At 41.1% G+C, this 18,714-nt stretch carries 15 protein-coding genes; 7 read left to right on the plus strand and 8 right to left on the minus strand.

What is annotated here, in order from left to right:
- The first annotated feature begins 103 nt into the window (after positions 1-103).
- On the plus strand, positions 104-1,048 hold the full coding sequence (locus Q4574_RS14545; RefSeq protein WP_303474873.1) for a LysR substrate-binding domain-containing protein: 945 nt from the start codon (positions 104-106) through the stop codon (positions 1,046-1,048).
- 65 nt (positions 1,049-1,113) lie between these two features.
- Here Q4574_RS14545 and Q4574_RS14550 read toward each other — a convergent pair whose 3' ends face one another.
- The 8 genes from Q4574_RS14550 to Q4574_RS14585 all read right to left on the minus strand — a co-directional run bounded on the left by Q4574_RS14550 (position 1,114) and on the right by Q4574_RS14585 (position 10,308).
- Positions 1,114-2,583, minus strand: coding sequence for a diguanylate cyclase (locus Q4574_RS14550; RefSeq protein WP_303474874.1), 1,470 nt, complete (start codon positions 2,581-2,583; stop codon positions 1,114-1,116).
- Between the two features lie 437 nt (positions 2,584-3,020).
- The gene (locus Q4574_RS14555) at positions 3,021-3,371 is read right to left on the minus strand and encodes a hypothetical protein (RefSeq protein WP_303474875.1); all 351 of its coding nucleotides are present in this window, start codon (positions 3,369-3,371) and stop codon (positions 3,021-3,023) included.
- 264 nt (positions 3,372-3,635) lie between these two features.
- Positions 3,636-5,066 carry an adenosine deaminase gene (locus Q4574_RS14560; protein ID WP_303474876.1) on the minus strand — a complete coding sequence of 477 codons (1,431 nt, stop codon included), beginning with the start codon at positions 5,064-5,066 and terminating at the stop codon, positions 3,636-3,638.
- A gap of 98 nt (positions 5,067-5,164) precedes the next feature.
- On the minus strand, positions 5,165-6,292 hold the full coding sequence (locus Q4574_RS14565) for a purine nucleoside permease (protein ID WP_303474877.1): 1,128 nt from the start codon (positions 6,290-6,292) through the stop codon (positions 5,165-5,167).
- A gap of 403 nt (positions 6,293-6,695) precedes the next feature.
- Positions 6,696-8,726 carry a serine hydrolase gene (locus tag Q4574_RS14570; RefSeq protein ID WP_303474878.1) on the minus strand — a complete coding sequence of 677 codons (2,031 nt, stop codon included), beginning with the start codon at positions 8,724-8,726 and terminating at the stop codon, positions 6,696-6,698.
- Between the two features lie 137 nt (positions 8,727-8,863).
- Entirely contained in the window at positions 8,864-9,109 is a 246-nt protein-coding gene (locus Q4574_RS14575) for a hypothetical protein (RefSeq protein WP_303474879.1), read from the minus strand.
- A gap of 245 nt (positions 9,110-9,354) precedes the next feature.
- Positions 9,355-10,047 carry a hypothetical protein gene (locus tag Q4574_RS14580; RefSeq protein WP_303474880.1) on the minus strand — a complete coding sequence of 231 codons (693 nt, stop codon included), beginning with the start codon at positions 10,045-10,047 and terminating at the stop codon, positions 9,355-9,357.
- A gap of 12 nt (positions 10,048-10,059) precedes the next feature.
- Positions 10,060-10,308 (minus strand): hypothetical protein, encoded by a 249-nt coding sequence (locus tag Q4574_RS14585; protein WP_303474881.1) that lies wholly within the window; start codon positions 10,306-10,308, stop codon positions 10,060-10,062.
- 292 nt (positions 10,309-10,600) lie between these two features.
- On the opposite strand from Q4574_RS14585, the gene Q4574_RS14590 reads away from it, so the two are divergent.
- The 6 genes from Q4574_RS14590 (at position 10,601) to dptF (ending at position 18,713) form a co-directional block, all read left to right on the plus strand.
- On the plus strand, positions 10,601-11,470 hold the full coding sequence (locus Q4574_RS14590) for a WYL domain-containing protein (RefSeq protein ID WP_303474882.1): 870 nt from the start codon (positions 10,601-10,603) through the stop codon (positions 11,468-11,470).
- A gap of 107 nt (positions 11,471-11,577) precedes the next feature.
- The gene (locus Q4574_RS14595; RefSeq protein ID WP_303474883.1) at positions 11,578-12,234 is read left to right on the plus strand and encodes a peptidylprolyl isomerase; all 657 of its coding nucleotides are present in this window, start codon (positions 11,578-11,580) and stop codon (positions 12,232-12,234) included.
- A gap of 398 nt (positions 12,235-12,632) precedes the next feature.
- The gene (locus Q4574_RS14600; protein ID WP_303474908.1) at positions 12,633-14,843 is read left to right on the plus strand and encodes a TonB-dependent receptor; all 2,211 of its coding nucleotides are present in this window, start codon (positions 12,633-12,635) and stop codon (positions 14,841-14,843) included.
- A gap of 117 nt (positions 14,844-14,960) precedes the next feature.
- Positions 14,961-15,476 carry a nuclear transport factor 2 family protein gene (locus tag Q4574_RS14605; RefSeq protein ID WP_303474884.1) on the plus strand — a complete coding sequence of 172 codons (516 nt, stop codon included), beginning with the start codon at positions 14,961-14,963 and terminating at the stop codon, positions 15,474-15,476.
- 164 nt (positions 15,477-15,640) lie between these two features.
- Positions 15,641-16,096 (plus strand): DUF3293 domain-containing protein, encoded by a 456-nt coding sequence (locus tag Q4574_RS14610; protein WP_303474885.1) that lies wholly within the window; start codon positions 15,641-15,643, stop codon positions 16,094-16,096.
- A gap of 1,102 nt (positions 16,097-17,198) precedes the next feature.
- Positions 17,199-18,713 carry a DNA phosphorothioation-dependent restriction protein DptF gene (gene dptF, locus Q4574_RS14615; RefSeq protein ID WP_303474886.1) on the plus strand — a complete coding sequence of 505 codons (1,515 nt, stop codon included), beginning with the start codon at positions 17,199-17,201 and terminating at the stop codon, positions 18,711-18,713.
- The last annotated feature ends 1 nt before the right edge of the window (position 18,714 follow it).

Consider the following 18,714-nt stretch of genomic DNA (forward strand, 5'->3'; position numbering starts at 1 on the left):
CGGTCTAATAATTAGACCAAAATAATGAATTATAATGGTGAGCCAATATACGCTGACACGATGAGATTCGACGCAAATTTGCCAGACAGTCGAAGGTTACGCCATGAAACATGATAAAAGTCCCTATATAGACTTACGCCAAATTCCCCTTAATGCATTACTTGCCTTTGAGGCCGCTGGACGACACTGCCACCTTCGCCGCGCAGCACAAGAAATGTTTGTATCGCACTCAGCCCTAAGTCGGCACATTAAATTGTTAGAAGCTCGACTGAACACGCAACTGTTCGAACGAAAAAATAACAAGTTGCGATTAACCGCCGCCGGTAGTCGACTGCTGTCTTCCATTCAAATTGCATTTACTGAGCTTAATAAGGGATTACATTTACTTGATCCCACCTTAGTGGCAGGAGAAATAGTGATAGGCACAACCGCCACAATTATGTTGAATTGGCTTTTACCTGTTTTGGCAAATGTTCAGCGTCAGTACCCAGAAATTTCATTTAAAGTGCAAACCTTAGAACCCCATCAACAATCATTGCCGTCAAATCTTGATATTGCCTTATGTTTAGGTCAGCCAGAAGATCCTGTCAAAACCATCACAAAGTTGTATGACGAATATTATGTGCCGGTTTGTAATCAGGCATTGTTGAAAGGAAAAAACCTTCAATCAGTTAAGGCGTTACTCAATTATCCCTTATTGCACGACGGATTAGGTCAATGGTTCACCTGGTTTAGCCACCACCAATTAGATGGTAATGACTCACCACAACATACTTACTTTGAGTACGCTTACCAAGCGATAGAAGCCGCGCGGCTGGGTATGGGATTAGCACTGGCTGACATTGTTGAGGTTTCAGAGGATATTCAGCAAGGTAAATTGATGCAAGTGGGTGATTCGGCTCACACCGAAGGACAATCGGTATTTTTAGTCACCCATGACAGGACGCAAATGAACTATCGTACTCAGTTGGTGCTGCGCAGTATTTTGCAAAACCTTGAGCAAAAAGGAGCAAGACTTGAATCGACGGCTCACCTTAATGATTTTTAACCCAATGATTGACTAAAATTTGTACCTGGCAACTAACATACAATTATAGCTAGCTCGTAACGACGCTACTGCTGACAAATACTATTTCGGCCTGCACGTTTCGCTTCATACAATGCCTTATCTGCGCGTTTAAATAAACTTTCGAAGTCGTCATCTTGATTCAGTTGGGTTATACCAATACTAATAGAAAGTTGTTCACCTGCGATAAGCTGCATATCATTGATTTGCTCCAACAACCGGTTTCCTACCATCATCGCCATTTGACTATTGGTATTTGGCAAAAGCACAATAAATTCGTCGCCACCGAAACGCCCTAACAAGTCGTCTGGTCTTAAAAGTTGTTTGACCTTCTCACTTAACTCTTTTAGCGCTTGATCGCCCACGTTGTGGCCATGAGAATCATTTATATTCTTAAAATGGTCGATGTCATAAACCAATAAACACAAATCATTTTTTTCCCATTGGGCGTGACGTATTTCAACCATTGCTCGCTGTGTAAGGTATTCTCGCGAAGCGGTTTGGGTTAAATTATCCACAAATACTTTATTTTTAAGTTGATGGTTGTGCGCGGTTAATGCCGGCACGGCAATGGCAAACAATGCATTGGACGCGACTACGTTGATGGCATATTGATAGACCATAACAAAATCCATTAACCCCAATTTATCCACTAAAAAGACAATCAAAAGGCTGGTCAATGCCAAACTGAGTACATTTAAAAATGCATTCTCAGTACAAGCAATCCACATATGGGGTAACACCAAAAAGAAAATCATAAAAGAACTGTCGATTGATTGACTGTAATTAGCAACCGTCATGGTCAACACCACTAATGATAACGCAATCAGAACCTTCAACTTAAATTGTGGCGTAGGAAAAGGAGTCTGCCCTTCGATATGGTGCAGTATATGGAACGGCTTTTTAGGATATAAAATATGCAACACACTGAAAAATAAAGGGCTTAGCACAATAATGCCCGCCATATCGCCAATCCAGAAGGGTAACCACGCAGTGGAAAACTCTTGAACCGTCATCATATCGGTATAAATTAAAGACATTAACACCAACAAAGTGGCAACCAAAGATGAAATAGTTGCAATGACTAGAAAGCTAATAATTGATAAAAGTAAGGTCAACTTTTTACTTTGGGTAAACCACCGCAACAAGCGACTCCCCATGTAGTAGGGAACAATATGAGCAAATCCAAACAGCACACCGCTCAATAAAACTTGCTTAAAATTTAGCTGAATTTGATAGTGGTTACTGGTAAACAACGTCACCAATATCGCCCCAAGCATAATAACAGGAGTTGCCCGAAGCCCAACAACAAACAATACGGCGAAGCTTAATCCCGCGGCAGGAAACCAAACACTAGCATGGTTAGTATACTCAACTAATGCACCACTAAACCACACTAGCAACCAGCATAGTAATAACATGCACGCTCTTGCATTTGCTGAGCTTTGCAAAAAAGCTAAGACTTTTCGTACTACAGCCGCTTTCGCTAAATTTGCTGAAAAAACACTTTTCTGCATTTAAATACTTTTCCTAAAGAATAGACCTTAACCACCACAAACACGTCCCACTTATCGGCTCAATAGCATTATGTACAGAAGATAGAACGTTCTCAGTTAGTACTAAGATACTAACAAGCTTAGCAAGGTTCCATTAAAACAACCTAAAGTTCAGCATCGGGAATATGCAAAAATGAAAAATATAATAACGTTTTTTTGAAATTTTGGTAAATAACAATTTAATTTGTTAGCCGTTATTTACGCGCAGTGTGATCGATTTTAAACATGAAAATGAGTCATGCCGAGGGGGTTACCCCCTTGTTTCCTCATTGCGCTATATAGGTGAACGCAACAAGGAAGCAAGAAAGTGAGGGCCGTTATCCAAGATTTAGCGTGGCATCAATGGCCACGCACCGCCTATTAAGAGCATCATTAAGTGGCCTACAGGGTTTATATAATCAGCGCTTTGTTTCATCAGTGAGGTGCCAGGGCGTTGCAGGTCGTAATATCCGCAAAGGTTGACCGGCTAACTTAGAAACATCTGGTACTTGTACACTGCGTTTCGGCGCGCCCATAAAGGTCACTTCCACACTAATCGGCTGTAATTTTGCTAATCCAAAATAGATGGGCCGAGCACTTTGCGCATTGTACCCGCCTCCTGTAGGGACAATTCTTGAACCAAGAACGTTACCTTGTGGGTCATAAAACCTGACGACTGCCCCCTGCTGAGTATAATTGCCATGGCTATCGAGGACTAGCACAGATAATCCCCTTGCTCTGGCATCTTTGTTTAGCTCATTTCTAAACACAAAATGCCCACCTTCTTCGCCAAAGGTATCGGTAATTGATAGGTCTAGATCACCATCGTTGTCGTAATCTATCCACTCTACTCCACGAGTTACAAATAACCATAATCGCCCAGTTACTCAAGAAGGTAGTTCTGAGGGATGAGATAGGTAGAACTTGCAATTCTGATAACCACCATTAGTATGATTATCATAGCAAATTCGAATAACAAGCTTACTCAAATAATCAGTTTAGGAACCCGTAGAAGCGCATTGTCACGACCTTAGCTAAGACGAAAAGTCGCAAATTTTAAACGCTTTACATGGGTAGGAATAGATTTCGGGTTTCACATCACTCAGCCCTTTCATTTTTTTGGCTGTGAACGCTTTTTCAAATGTTGCGATGCGTTGGTAGTAATCATCTAAAAGTTTTTGTTTAGTTTCATCATCGACAAACGAAAAAGTAAGTGAGTTAGCACCTGTTTTGACTAATTCCGACCACGACATATTAAAGTTCGTCACCGCGGTATAATACTCATCGGTCATGTTTGAATCCCACATCCCCCGATCATCGGTTGATAATGCCACTGGCACGCCTAAACGCAAATATTCAGGAAACGGATGTTGTGAATAATCGTCAACATACTCTAATAAAAGATTACTGATTAAGTTAATTTCAATCAGGTATTGGTTGTAGCGCATCAATAATAATGTGTCAGCATCGTCTATTAAGTTAAAGCCATGACCTATGCGGGTAGCGCCTAATAAAAGGGTATCGCGAATATGCTGATTAGGCTCATCGGTTTCACCGGCATGAATGGATAAATTAACCCCGTGATATTGATGTCGAAGCTTTCTCATGGTGTCTAAAAAGCGCAACGGATGGCCTTTGTCGTTATCTTCACGGCCAACCATATCAACAGCAACATAAAGTTCTGGATGTTCAGAGACAAATTTATACATCCATTCTAAGGCAGGTAACGCTTGCGAATGAAAGCGCAGCAACGAATATTGCAGACGAACAGTCACCCCACTGTCAATGGCATCTTTTTGGGCAAAGCGTTTAAGGTACATCTGATAAACCTGCTCATCTTCAAACCCGCTACCATCAGGATGAACAAAACCACGAACGCCAGCATCGGTCTCTAAATAAGATAAACCTTCAGCGCCAAATGCTTGCATGTTTTTGACAATTAGATTGGCTTGCATATAAGGGTTGGCAAGCAAGGAATTAAGGCGCGTCCAATGGGTTACAAAAAATTCTTCGCGTCCTTCACTCGGTTTATCTAGGCGAATACTATCCATCCAGGCTTGTTTTTGTTCTGGGCTGAGATCTTGCAAACGTTTATATTCAGACTGCTCACAGCTATCGAGTTTTTGGTATTCAAACTGCTGAATATTAACAAACAACATTAAGTAAGGTGAGCCTTTGAATTGATCTGAACCATAAGCTTTGCAATTGTTAATTTTAACTTTTGTATAGTAAATATACCCGTTTTTTCGTTGCTTTATAGCTTCATCAAACCACCACTGTGAACGATTCGAACCTGATGAATGATTATGTAAATCGCCCCCTTTGGGCATCGCATATAAAAAGGTATACAGGTCTTTAGCTGACGCCGTTTTTTTGAAAGCTTCAAACTCACTATCAAAGGTTGCAGCAAAGGTGTTGCACACCACACTCATACAAATGACTGAGAGTATATATAGCAATTTCATGTTAACGGCTCCAAAAAGCGGATGGTTTATTTAAAAGTTGATTACTTGTCAGCAGGCTAAATTAACCTGCTAATTGAACAAAACAAAATGAAATCTGATTATTTCACGTCGTAGGGTAATGCACTCTCATAGCTACTCCAGTTTTTCACAATTTCCTGAATCACTGTATTGCCTACTATATATGCTGCATTTTTAGCAGGATAACCACCATCGGGATACGGAGCCGTGACACTCCAACTGGTTAACTTGTCGGCAGGTGCCATAGTGTAGTTACTCACGGTTCTTAACACCATGACTCTTTGCGGATCCACTTTACCAATCCGAGCCAGACGCATAAGTGATGTTAAGGTTCCTGAGTCTTCCATATTACTGGTCATAAAGTTTGCAGAATCACCACCGTATAAGGTTAACCAATCGTTGGCCCATTCATTTAAGTGTTTACCATGCCAGTATTTACTCGCGCTTAATGTATCTCCCATGGTCACAAAAGGAGGCTTTTGCGCGTTTGGCATCGTTTTATATAATTCTCTAAACGTTTTTATACCTTCACTGTCAGGGAGTTGAATATCTTTTGTTTGACTAAAAGCCCAATCGGCTAATTGACTGTTTAAATCGAAGGAAACCGTATCTAGCGTCCATCCGGTAGAGATGTCTGCCGGTTCTTCAGCAGGTTCAGTGGCACCTAATGGGATAATTCCATATGGCCAAGAATCCGGTATTTCTCTGGCATCAATTTGATAAATAAGATCGCCATCAACAACATGCTTGGCCCATGCTGCAGAACCCAGCGACAAATCTTCTGGATCACCACCAGCAATACCTGCAACTACCCAATAGGCTTTACTTAGGTCAAAGCGAGGATCTAGCCCCAGTGCCATAATTGACGCCGTTGCATTGGGGATACCACCCCCCACACAAATCACCAACACTCCATCTTTATTGAGGTATAAATCGTACTCGCCTAATGGGAAGTCTAATTTTTGAGAAAAGTCTCCACGTTCCAACCAAAGTTGAAGCTCCCCCGCGTCATCTCCCATTGCATCGCCAGACTCATACATAGTCACCACTACGGCTTTAATTGCATGGGTTTGTAATGCGGTTTGTACTTCGGCTTCTGCCACACTGACAGGCTTAATTTTGGTCGTGGTTTCATTATTACCGCAAGCAACAGTGTTAGCCGCTAGTAACACTAACATTGCAGGCTTAGCGTATTTCAAAAATGACATATTGATACTTCTCCGGTTAGATCACACTCAAAAACTTGACCAGCTGGTCAGCAAATACTATACCGATTGGCTAAAAATGGCGAATAAATAGGTTTCTGATAAATAGTGTTGTTAGGTTTACCCATTGATGGGAAAGGGCTAGGGAAAATAATCGACAGTTAAAAACACAGATTGAAAATACGAGCCAGCTTTCCTTTGCACTTACTTATTTGGACAATAAGCGATGATCATGGTGCATGAGCATCTAATCAGTGCAGGGAATAACAATCAATAGATATCTAAAAACCCCAAAAGAATCGGGGTTTAAAAAAGCAGAAGAAGAATAAAATTAAACCATAGAAAAGTTAGCTAGGCAGACTATAACCGCCTAGCAAACAATCGATGAACCAAATCAAAAAATAGCTTATTTAGCACTCACTTCAGTAAACACATAGGAATGCTGCATATCAATGAGTGTAAGGGTGCGTTTGCCTGCATCATTTTGACCAATTACCAATTCCAAACCAAAAATTGCAGGATTCGTCATCACAATAGAGTGTTTTCCATCTGAGCTGGTTTTGGTTGTGACAGTGCTCGTCCAAACGCCAGGATCAAAAATGGTTTGCCCGCCCACTTGTGTAATCGATAATTCACCTAAAATATCACTTTCGTAATGTTTGGCCAGGTTAGCCAAAATGGTCGCGTCACCCGGTAGATCAATTTCATTCAATCGGGCGGCGATGCCTTTTTGCTGTTCAAGTGCAAACACCTCTACTTCCTCAGCAGCCTTGGAAGGAGCGTCATAAAGTAATTCAATTAGTTTACGTTGGAATGCCGAGGCTAAATAATATCCTTCATCGGAGTTGGTCAAAATTACCGCGGCAACATTGGCACTGGGTATCACAATAAATTGGGATTTATAACCCGCCATACTGCCGCCATGTTCAATAATCTCCACCCCTGCGATTTTCTTGGTACTTAGCCCCATTCCATAATATTTATCTTTACCAGATGACACTCCAGGTTGGCGTCTTTCTAACAACGGTTTTTCAGCAAAGAGCCTTTCACCTTCAGGTGTTACCCCTAACGTTAGTTCATTGGCAAGATACTTGAGCATATCCGACGAGGAAGAAAAAGCGCCACCAGAAGGGCGATAAGGTATCACCGTCAAATTAAATCCCTGCTCCGGGGTTTGTAAAACCTCTTTAAGCTCATAGTCCAATCCTAGGGCATGAGGTTTAGCAATATTGCCTGCAATCGCCGTGCTGAATGACAATGTAGTGCTCTTCATTTGCAAGGGATCAAAGATAAATTCTTGCATGGCTTTATCGTAAGCAGCTCCTATTTCCATGTCGGGATATAAAATATGGCCTGCAATATAGCCCGCTACCGCTGGCATTTGATTATTGTATTGATACAACTCCCCAAATTCACTAGTAGGCTCTACATTGGCTAAATCTTCTACGGCCATTAAGGTTGGCGCATCCGGGCCACTATTAAATACCCAAGTCATATCTTTACGGGGTAAGCCTGTGCAAGCACAGACTAAGTGACGGATCAGTACTTTATTTGTGGTTTCTGGGCTTCCTAGTTTAAAGTCAGGGTAGTGATCAGTAACTTTGTCATCCCACTGCAACTTGCCCATCTCTACAAGTTTGGCCAATAGTAATGTGGTCATTCCTTTGGTATTGGAAGCCACTTGAAACAGGGTGTTTTTATCTACTGGCTCTTTGGTAAGGATGCTTTTAACCCCTACCCCACCTTCGTACAGGATTTTACCATCTTGATAAATCGCCACACCAGCACCTGGAACATGCAGTTTTTCGGCAGCACCACTGACAAAGCTCAGCAGCGCATCTAATTTGTTTGAATCCAATGTATGAGCGGGATTGCCTGACACATCTTCAGCTTCATAGCCTTGTACCGTATAGCTATCAACTAATAAGTTTAATTGAGAACCCCGCTTACCCAGTACCGCCAAACTAAAATCAACTAATACTACATGCCAGTCACTCTCTTTACGCAACACTAGGGCAAAAAAAGCCCGCTCTTCAGATATGGCACTTTCATACTCAATAAAAGTTTGTTGTTGCCAGCCGTTTTTAGCCACCTCATCATTATTAAAACGCACTGTTCGGGCAAAGTCTGGATAGATTTTATGCCAGGCTTGCAAGGCTGCGCTGGCAGAATCATCGGCACCTTCTACCACAGTCAAAGCGATTAACGCACCACCTTCGGGCGCAGTATATTTAATGACTTCAGCCCCTTTTTCTTCAATCCAATTTTCAGGTGCTTCGTAGGTTGCCCCAAACCAAGTGTTAGACAGCTGGTCAGGCTTTTCCATGTCCGACATGGCGGACTGCACAGGAGGTTCAACAGTAGAGGTTTCGCTTGTACAAGCATTGAGCACTAAGATAAGTGAAAAAATAATCGGGTAGCACTGGCGTTTTTGCATAATTTCAGTCCTTTGAATTGGTTAAAAAACAGTCTAAACCAATCAGAATAATTTGCAATGTTAAACAAAATTATCAGGTACATTTAAAAACAAAAGCGGTTAGCTTTACTGCTATTCCAGTCACCTATTTTCTGCAGTTATTTAAAATGCAAATCATTGCAGAATTCACCTGTTACTCGATAACGTTTTAACTTTCCCTCGAGTTTTTCAAGTTGCTCTAAATTGTCAGCAAACGCACTTGTTAAACCTAATTTGTCACTTAAAGCGATATGGGTTTTCACTAATTTAATTAGTTTTGTGAAATCTGCTGACTTCCCCGCTTTTTCAATAATGGAATTCTCGCGGCTTATTTGTAACGTTAGCTGTATAAGTTTTGGGTCCATAAAGATTTCTCAAATTTTTTTTATTGTTATCTAGAAAAACTCATTTAAGGCATTTATTGGCTTACGATGTTTTAGCAAATTCGGGAAAGTGTGATTTGCAGATATTTACGGTTTTTTGACTGGTAAACACCGTTTTGGACCTGTTCTGCGTCCAAGCAGTGAGTGACATTTTTGTATAGTGGAGCAATATTGAAAGGCGAGTTTGCCATCTTTGATATTGTGTTTTCATGCTAAGTCTCTACTACTTATAGGCGACGTTTTTGTATACGCGACTGCTTTTGCCCGCTTCTACCACCGATTTCCATTAAACTGGTGATACCTTGTTCACACCAACGTTTTGCTGGCTCAACAATATGGCTAAGATTGCGATCATCTACTTTGTTGTATAAGTGTAATGAAGATTGAAAATCTCCCACCTGACGATAAATATCTGCACATAGCAAGGTCATTTCATCAGAGGAATAGTCGGTGTAGCGGTGTAAAATGAACTGGCAAACCCTGTGATACTGCTGTTTTAATGCTGCATCCGCTTCTTGCTCGTTTCCGTACATTCGATATGTTTGATTAAACACTTGCAGCGCTTTTAAGGCCCAATTGAATCTCAAATCACTTTGAGTGTCGTTTTCAAACAATTCTAGGTAAACGTCAAATGATGGTTTGGGAAGGTAACTATATTCAGGTTCTTTACCTACCAATTTCTCCCAAAATCGGCGCTTTAAAGGCTGTTCGACTAAATCAAGACTCAAAATATCTTTAATCACAGCCTCACAATTTGGGCACCTAGCCACATTGCACAGGGTATCTTGCAAACCATTTACACTTCCTCCGTCAGAGAAAGTTTTTTGCATCATTGTGTTAAAAGACAATAACACGACGCGCAGGTAACGGGCCGCACAATGGGGGCAAGCGATGACTTCGGGCTCGGCAAATCGAGTCATTTTTAATTCCTTTTAATGTTTATGAGCGGTGGTAATTACATGATCGTCTTCACTGATAACCACAAACACGTCTCTTTGTACTTGCATCAATAATCGTTTTAACTTTTTGCACAAAGATTTTTGTGTTTGCTTATCTAACTCTAGCACATAGGTATTGCCTTTTTGATGGGTCTCCATGCCTAAGGCGTTTAAAAGTAACACCAAGTCTGGAGAGATACCCCGCTGCTGGCAGCGTTTTTGAGCATGCTGTGAAATCGTCATCTTAGTTCCTTTTGGTTAAAACGTAACCTAAGCATATGTCGTAGAAAACGACAGATAAACAACTGTGCAGATACACATGTACAGTTTTCAGGCAGATATCCACAATGAACCTCTTAAAAGCAATCCCGTTACAGAGTTAACTCATTGTTTTAAATGTTTTTTATGAAAATATGAACGAACAATACAGCTTAAACACCTATATAAAACGAACATATATTGCGCAAAATAATTTTGCTAAAGCCCCACCAGTATGCTGATAATGAGCCAATTAGCGTAGTTACTGACGACATATATGAATCAAAAATCTAATTGGCCGTTTCGATACGATTTACTTCAGCGTTATCGATTAATTGAAATTGTAGCCTTGTGGGAAGGTAAGCTTAATGCTGGGCATTTAACCGATTATTTTGGGATTGGACGACAGCAGGCATCCAAAGATATTAATGAATATCGCAATAATATCGGCCCAGACAACCTCATTTATAATTCCTCATTGAAAGGCTATGAACCCTCTGACAACTTTGCTCCAAAAGTAACTTTAGGAGAAGCTGATGAGTACTTACAGTTAATTCATCGCAATAGTGATTTGATGAATACCTTTCACGATATGACCTTAGGTTTTGACTATACCCATAACTTGCCACTCCCCAAATATCGGGTTCAGCCTACTGTGCTGCGTCAAGTGGTAAAAGCCTGCCGAAACAAACTCCGCCTTGAAGTGGATTATCGCTCGGTAAATGCCCCAGATAAAGCAGGCCGCATTATTGTGCCCCACTCCATAGTGCATTCTGGTATGCGTTGGCATGTGCGTGGGTTTTGTGAAAAGAACCAAGATTATCGCGACTTTGTGCTAACCCGGTTTTATGGCACTCCGGAAGTAATGGGGAAAAGTAACCAGTCAATAGAACAAGACACGGCCTGGCAGACTAAAGTGAATGTTGTTTTTATACCAGACCAAAGGTTGTCTGATGCCCAACAAGAGGTGGTGGCCAATGATTTTGGTATGACAAACCAAAGTTTGCTGATCCAAGTGCGCGGTGCGTTAGTGCAGTATTTATTACAAATGATGCGCATTGATATGAATGTCATTGCCGCCGATCCCAGAGCGCAACAGGTGGTCATTCAGAATATGGATGCGGTTAAACAGTGGCTGTTTAAATAAACAGCCCGTAACCGGTATTTTAGCCACACCTTAGTTTTTATTCTTTGACTGAGGTTTGCTAAGCTAGGCCAAATTAACAAAGCTGACTTACCTCAATGACTCACCAAATGAACGCGATTTTTTCCTATGTATTAACCCTAACCGCTTGTGCATTATTATTGGGCGCGTGTGCAACTGCCGAAAAACCTCAAGAACAATTTCACAGCCCATCCAAATTACCCATTGCGGTGTTAACCACTGAGTATGGTGATATCCAAATTGCGTTGGATGTAAACAAAGCCCCCATAAGCGCCAATAATTTTATCGCTTACATAAAAAGCGATGCGTTTAAAACACTGACATTTTATCGCACCGTTGATCATAACAATGATAATCACCCCCTTAAAATAGCGGTTTTACAAGGTGGTTTAAATGCCGCACTGGATGATCCTTTTGAAGCCGGGCTACCGGCAATTCCTCACGAGTCCACGGCGCAAACCACCCTCACTCATAAAAGGGGGGCAGTATCTTTTGCGCGCGGTGATTTAGGAACCGCACAATCTGAATTTTTTATCTCGACCCAGGATAATCCCCACTTAGATGCCGGCGGATTGCGTCACCCTGACAAACAAGGTTTTGCGGTATTTGGCAATGTGATTGCAGGCATGGAGGTAATCGATAAAATTGCGGCATTACCAGCTCAACGAGCGCACAACAATCCCTATGTGAAAGGGCAATTGCTAACTCAGCCAGTGCCTATCACTAAAGTCACACTCGAAAACTAACGAATTCCAGCTAAACGGTTATTTAGCCATGGCTTTTACAATAAGGGAAATCAGCGGCGGGAAAAATACTTTCCTGCTTTACTTTTTTTTAAAAAACTTAGAACATTCATGCACTTGCATAGCTTTGCTTAATGCTAATTTACTGATAAACTTTTCAATGGGGTTGTATCTAGCCCTTTACCAACTCAAGCATTTTGTCATCGTTAATAAAAGCCTTTAACAGGTAAGCATAATTTTTTGAGCAATTTATACACACAGTAAACAACTATTATAAAAGTGCAGGTGAACGCCTGTGCGCACTTGTACTTCCCAACTACCAATTAACTAACTTAAATAACAAGGGATCCACCACAGTGACACATCAAAAATCATCCACGTCTATCTTAAAAGCACCCCAATTGAAGGGTAAGACCCTGCTGGCAATGGCCATAGCAACGTGTTTATCTCCTATGAGTCTGTATGCACAATCCAATGAAAGTGGCGCAAGCAATGCTGAAGTTGAGCGTGTTGTTGTTACCTCTCGTAAACGTTCAGAAGATATGAATGATGTGCCTATTAGCATTAACGTAGTGACCGATGAGCTAATCGATAACCTTGGGGCTGCCGACTTTACCGACTTGTTGGGCGTAGTGCCTAGTTTAACCTCTTACCAAAATGGTCCAGGCAGAACGCGTTTATCTATTCGCGGTGTAGCCAATGGTGGCGGTAACGACAACGATACCCAAAACCAAGAAACCGTGGGTATTTATATGGATGAAATCCCCATTTCCATGGGCGGCATGAACCCAGAATTCGCATTATTTGATTTGAAACGTGTGGAAGTTCTACGCGGCCCGCAAGGAACACTATTTGGTGCTGGTTCAATGACAGGAACAGTGCGCCTTGTTTCCAACGAACCTGACCTGAATGAATTTGGTGGTCGCTATGAAGCCAGCGCATCGTCTATTAGCCATGGTTCACAGAACTACTCGGTGAAAGGTTTGATTAATGCGCCTGTTATTGAAAACCAATTGGCCATTCGTGCTAGCGGTTATTACATGGATAACGGTGGTTACATCGATAATGAAGTGACTGGTGAAAAAGATCTCAACGATGGTATCTCTAAAGGTGCAAAGATCTCCACATTGTATTTCCCAACGGATAATTTACGCGCAGAATTAACCCTACTTCATCATAACTATTCAGACAATGGTTATCCACAAGACATCGACTCTACTGCGTTTTTAACCAGAAACTACACCTCTTTTGATGGTTTTGATGATGAAGTCAATATTGCCAACTTAACCTTAAAATATGATTTAGAGTGGGCTGAATTAGTCAGTTCTACCTCTTATTTTGATCGTTCCATTATTAACCGACGTTCGCTGGATTTATTGTTCGAGTCGGCCCTGCCACCAGAAGTGACGCCACACGAACTTATTGACTTCACCGACTCTGAAGTTTGGGTACAAGAACTCAGATTAAGCTCAACCACCGACGACAAACTGCAATGGACGGTGGGTGCTTATGCCGACAAAAAAGATGTGTTTTATGAAAACACCTTCCCGGTACCTGGCGCGGATGACATCTTGGGCGTGCCTTCTTCGGCGTTTGGCGCACCTGAGGATCACTTATATTACGGCTTTGACGATCTAACCGTTGAAACCTATGCCCTTTTCGGTGAAGCCTACTACGACATAGGTGACTTCTCGATCACAGCAGGTTTACGTTATTTCAACTGGAAACAAAATATCGAATTTTACCAATCAGGCTTGTTTAATGGTGAATCAAACGGTGATATTCGCCCTGAAAGCACCACCGATGGGGTAAATCCAAAATTGAATGTGTCATATCGAGTGAATGACGAAGTATTAGTCTATGCCCAAGCCGCAAAAGGCTTCCGCTACGGTGGGATCAACGGTGCCATTCCTGAATCAGTTTGTTCTGAAGAGTTGGCCGAGGTTGAACGTGAAGGTGGCGATACCCGCTTCTTTAAACCAGACGAAATTTGGAATTACGAGGCGGGCATAAAGGGTGTTACTAAAGACGGCATGTTCAGCTATAACACAACCGTATTCCACATTGATTGGAGTGATATGCAAACCAGTCGCTCTTTCGAGTGTGGTTTTGGATTCCGTGAAAACGTTGGCGAAGCCACCAGCCAAGGGATAGAGTTTGAGTTAAGCATGAAACCCGTTGATGCCTTAACGCTATCGGTAGGTGGAGCTTACATCAAGAGTACCTTGGATGCAGATGTACCTAACTTATCTGCCTTAGAAGGCGATTCAGCGCCATTTGTACCTGAAACCACGTTCAATGCCAGCGCCGATTATGAGCGTGCGTTGAGTCAAAATTACATGGGCTTTGCCTACTTCAATGTGCAATATACCGGTGATCGTGCCACAGAGTTCAACGAAGAGGCTGCTAATTACCGTAAAATGGATGCCTATACCGTGGCGAACTTACGCCTAGGTGTGCGCTTTGACGAGTTTGAAGTGTCGTTGTTTGCAAATAACCTGTTCGATGACGATGGGGTTGTTCGTGCCATTGGTAGACCGCCATTTGATCAACCTGCAACTATTCGCGTAACGCCGCGCACAGTTGGGTTAACTTTCCGCGGTAACTACTAAGTTTAGCGGGAATAAACGAGTGCAATGAGGTCTGTTTATGTTAGCAGACCTCATTTACTAATAACCAACACCGGCACTAAAATGTGTCATTGTTGGTCAATCAGAAGGACGTTAGTTATGAAGCAATTTGCCGCAGTGGTAATGATAGCGTTTTGGTCTATCAGTTTTCTCAGTTTAGCCAACCCACAGCAATCATCAGAGACAGCAGACACAGAGTCGATTAATAAACTGGTAGACGGCTTACACTACGCCGCAAGCCAAGCGAACCTCGAAGGATACCTTGGTTCGTTCACAAAAAACGGTGTGTTCATGGGAACGGACGACTGGGAACGATGGAGCCGTCCAACCACCTTAGACGCCTATGTTAAAGAACGTTTTAAAGGCGGCACAGGGTGGACATACAACTCAGTTGAACGCCATATAAATTTTGCTGACAGTGGCAAAACAGCCTGGTTGGACGAAATAATAGTTTCTCCAAAATGGGGACGCTTTAGAGGGACAGGCGTGGTGATCAAACAAGGAGACAGCTGGAAAATCGCCCACTACTCAATGTCGGTGTTAATCGCCAATGAAGCATTTTTTGAGGTTGCAGAGATCAACAAAAAAGCCTTTTCCGTTCGAAAAAACCAATAAAATAAATAAGCAGAAGGGCATCGCTGAATGATGCCCTTCTGCTTTTTTGATTCTAAAATAATAGCTGAACTAACCTTTACCGCGCGTCATGCATATCATGGGGCTCTGCCGCCAGGCAGTAGTGCTTGCGCAACTAACCATTTAATCTCAAAAGGCGAGTAAATTTGAGCATTGACCCTGAGTTATTAGCCGCTTATAAGAATGCTGAGTATGTGGTTTTTTCTGATGGTTGCTTTTCTGACTTAACGACAAAACAGCAGTTAGCAATTTTAGTGGATAAACCCAGCCGCCGATTACAAGCTCTCATGGAGAAAAAACACTGTAAACAAGCCGCGTTTATTACCGCATACAATCCCCACAGTGTTGCGATGACAGAGTCTGAGAACCTGATTGCTCAGGCTAAACTGATTAAGCTATTACACAATATGGGCTTGGAATTTATCGAAGGTGTAGGCAGGGATCCCCAACGGTTATGGCCAGAGGAAAAGAGTGTGTTGGTGCTCAATATCAGTAAACAACAAGCCCTAAATTTAGCTAGGCAATTTAGGCAAAATGCCATTGTCTGGATTGAGGCCGATGGCATAGGGAAATTGCTTTTATTGGATGATCAAAGCCAATAACTTTACCCGCCTTAATCGCTATTTATACGCTAAAGCCACCGACTACAGGTTATGGGTTTTCCTCGCTATTGGGCATTCATCCCAAACCTGTAGCATGGTCTTTAGGCCATGAGGTTTCCATAGGCTTTTCCATGGGTTATTGACATCCCTTTCTCGGGGCTAAAGCCACCGACTACAGGTTATGGGATCTTCCTCGCTATTGGACATTCATCCCAAACCCGTAGCATGGTCTTTAGGCCATGAGGTTTCCATAGGCTTTTCCATGGGTTATTAATATCCCTATCTCGGGGCTAAAGCACCCGACTACAGGTTATGGGTTTTCCTCGATATTGGGCATTCATCCCAAACCCGTAGCATGGTCTTTAGGCCATGGGGTTTTCATAGGCTTTTCCGTGGGTTATTGATATCCCTATCTCGGGGCTAAAGCCACCGACTACAGGTTATGGGTTTTCCTCGGTATTGGACATTTATCCCAAACCCGTAGCATGGTCTTTAGGCCATGGGTTTTATTGTTAAGTGACGCTTTTATCTAACCAATTTATGGTCACTCCTTCTGCTTGGGTAAATAACAAGATACCGTCAAATATACATTCCTATAATTAGTTATTGATTGCAGAATTTAAGAATTTATCAAACCCGCTATGTTGTTGCTTATTCACTTAAAACAATGGACTGTTGATGAGCCACAAGAACACTTCCCTTTTAACGGTTTTATCCTATTTACCATGGTGGGTTAGCATCACAACAGGCTTGGTGGTGTACCTAGCCCTGCAATTTGTTATACCCCCATTAGTTAATAAAAACCAAATTCTATTGACCCTAGCAACCGCAGCGCAAAACTTTGCTTGGTTATTCGCAGGTATGTTCCTACTTCCTGCCGTTTCATCTGTATTTATGGGAAGAAAACGTAAAGCAAACTTAATTCAAAATAGAAAAATAATCGTTCTAAATTGTAGGTAAACTGTTTACTCCGCCTACAACTTTAGTATAAGTTTAATATAACTCGTTGACATGGAAGAGAAATATGGATTTAAGGCAAGCTCTGAGCGTGCTGTCTAGAGCGTCACAGTATTCTGTTTCGACCCTTCGAAAGGGAGAGGATGTGGATGAATTACAAAACATTAAAGACTATTTGTATATAAAACCACCAATCCAAACAGACTTCGAACGAGCGCTGATAAAAGCTAATAATAACGAAATACTATGCCTTTGCGGAAGTTCTGGAGACGGAAAATCTGAAATTTTAACTAAGCTTTATAAAAATCACAGTAGCACAGTTACTTTCCATTTAGATGCAACACACAGCAATAGTCAGCATAAATCAGCTATTGATTGTTTAGATGAAAAGTTTGATGAATTTAAAGCAAATGATAAACCTCTAGCTCTTGGTATAAACATTGGTATGCTGCAGAAGTATATCAAGCAAGGCAGCGAACGCCATTATGATATCAAAGAATCGTTTGAAAAATACTTTGAGAATAGGCACATAAAAGCCTTCAAAGCTAATGCTGTTAGTTTTTATGACTTTGAATGTTATCCAAGATTGAATTTTTCATCTTCAAAAATCACATCAGATTTTATTTCAGATTTTTTATCGAAATTAACGGGAATCTCAATTGATAATCCTTTTTATCGGTCTTTTCAGTTAGAAAACCAAACTTCCTCTTACTTGGCTAAAAACTTTAAAGTCTTATCATTACCTTCCTTCCAAAATAAGCTAGTTGAATTATTTGGGATTGCGAGATTAATGGATGAGCAATTCCTAATCCCTCGAATTTTTGTAGATTATGTTTTTCAAATATTAACTTTGGAAAATGAAGATGGAATTATTGGAAATGTTTTTGCTCATTTTGATAATGAATTTAGTCGGTGCTTTATTAAAGTTGATCCAATTAATATACGTAGCCAAGCGCTAGACAACTTTTATCTTGAATATACAACTCAAACGATATCCACTGAAGTCAAAGATGATATTAATTTGCTCACTTCTAGGACTAATTTTGCGCTTACTCCTGAAGGTATTGTACGTGCTTCATATCTTTTAGGAGAAGATAAATTGGAGTCATCATTAGCTGACTTTTCTAATGAATCATATTTACAAGAATCACTCACTAATTACCTAAATCTAATTAGAATATTTCAAAAAAATGACCTAACAAACCAAGACGAAGATTTATGTTTAAACATTATCGAAGAGCTTATCGTCAACTCTGCATTGGACTATTCCAATAGACTTTTACCTTCAAAGGTTGATGGGTTTATCGTTAGTAGAAAGCTAAAAGATTATTCAATCTGTAACAAGGTAAATATCCAGACTGACTTAGAATGGATAGAAAACCATAAATTAACATCAATCGACAAAATACCTATCCCGCTAGTCATAAATAATGAGCCTGTTTATATATTTAAAATTGACCTCAATACTTTGATACAAGCTGTTTATATCTCGAATGGCTTTAGACCTAACCGCCAAAACTTAGAAGCGATCGCTAAATTTGATGAGCTTATTTCACATATAATAGACCGAACTATAGAAACCGAATCGATGAAATTGATAAGCAATAATAAAATTATATCTGTCAATAAGAATAGACGCAGATATACAGTAGAGGAATAGA

Origin of the sequence: Aliiglaciecola sp. 3_MG-2023 (genome assembly GCF_030548205.1) — a bacterium.
GTDB lineage: Bacteria > Pseudomonadota > Gammaproteobacteria > Enterobacterales > Alteromonadaceae > Aliiglaciecola.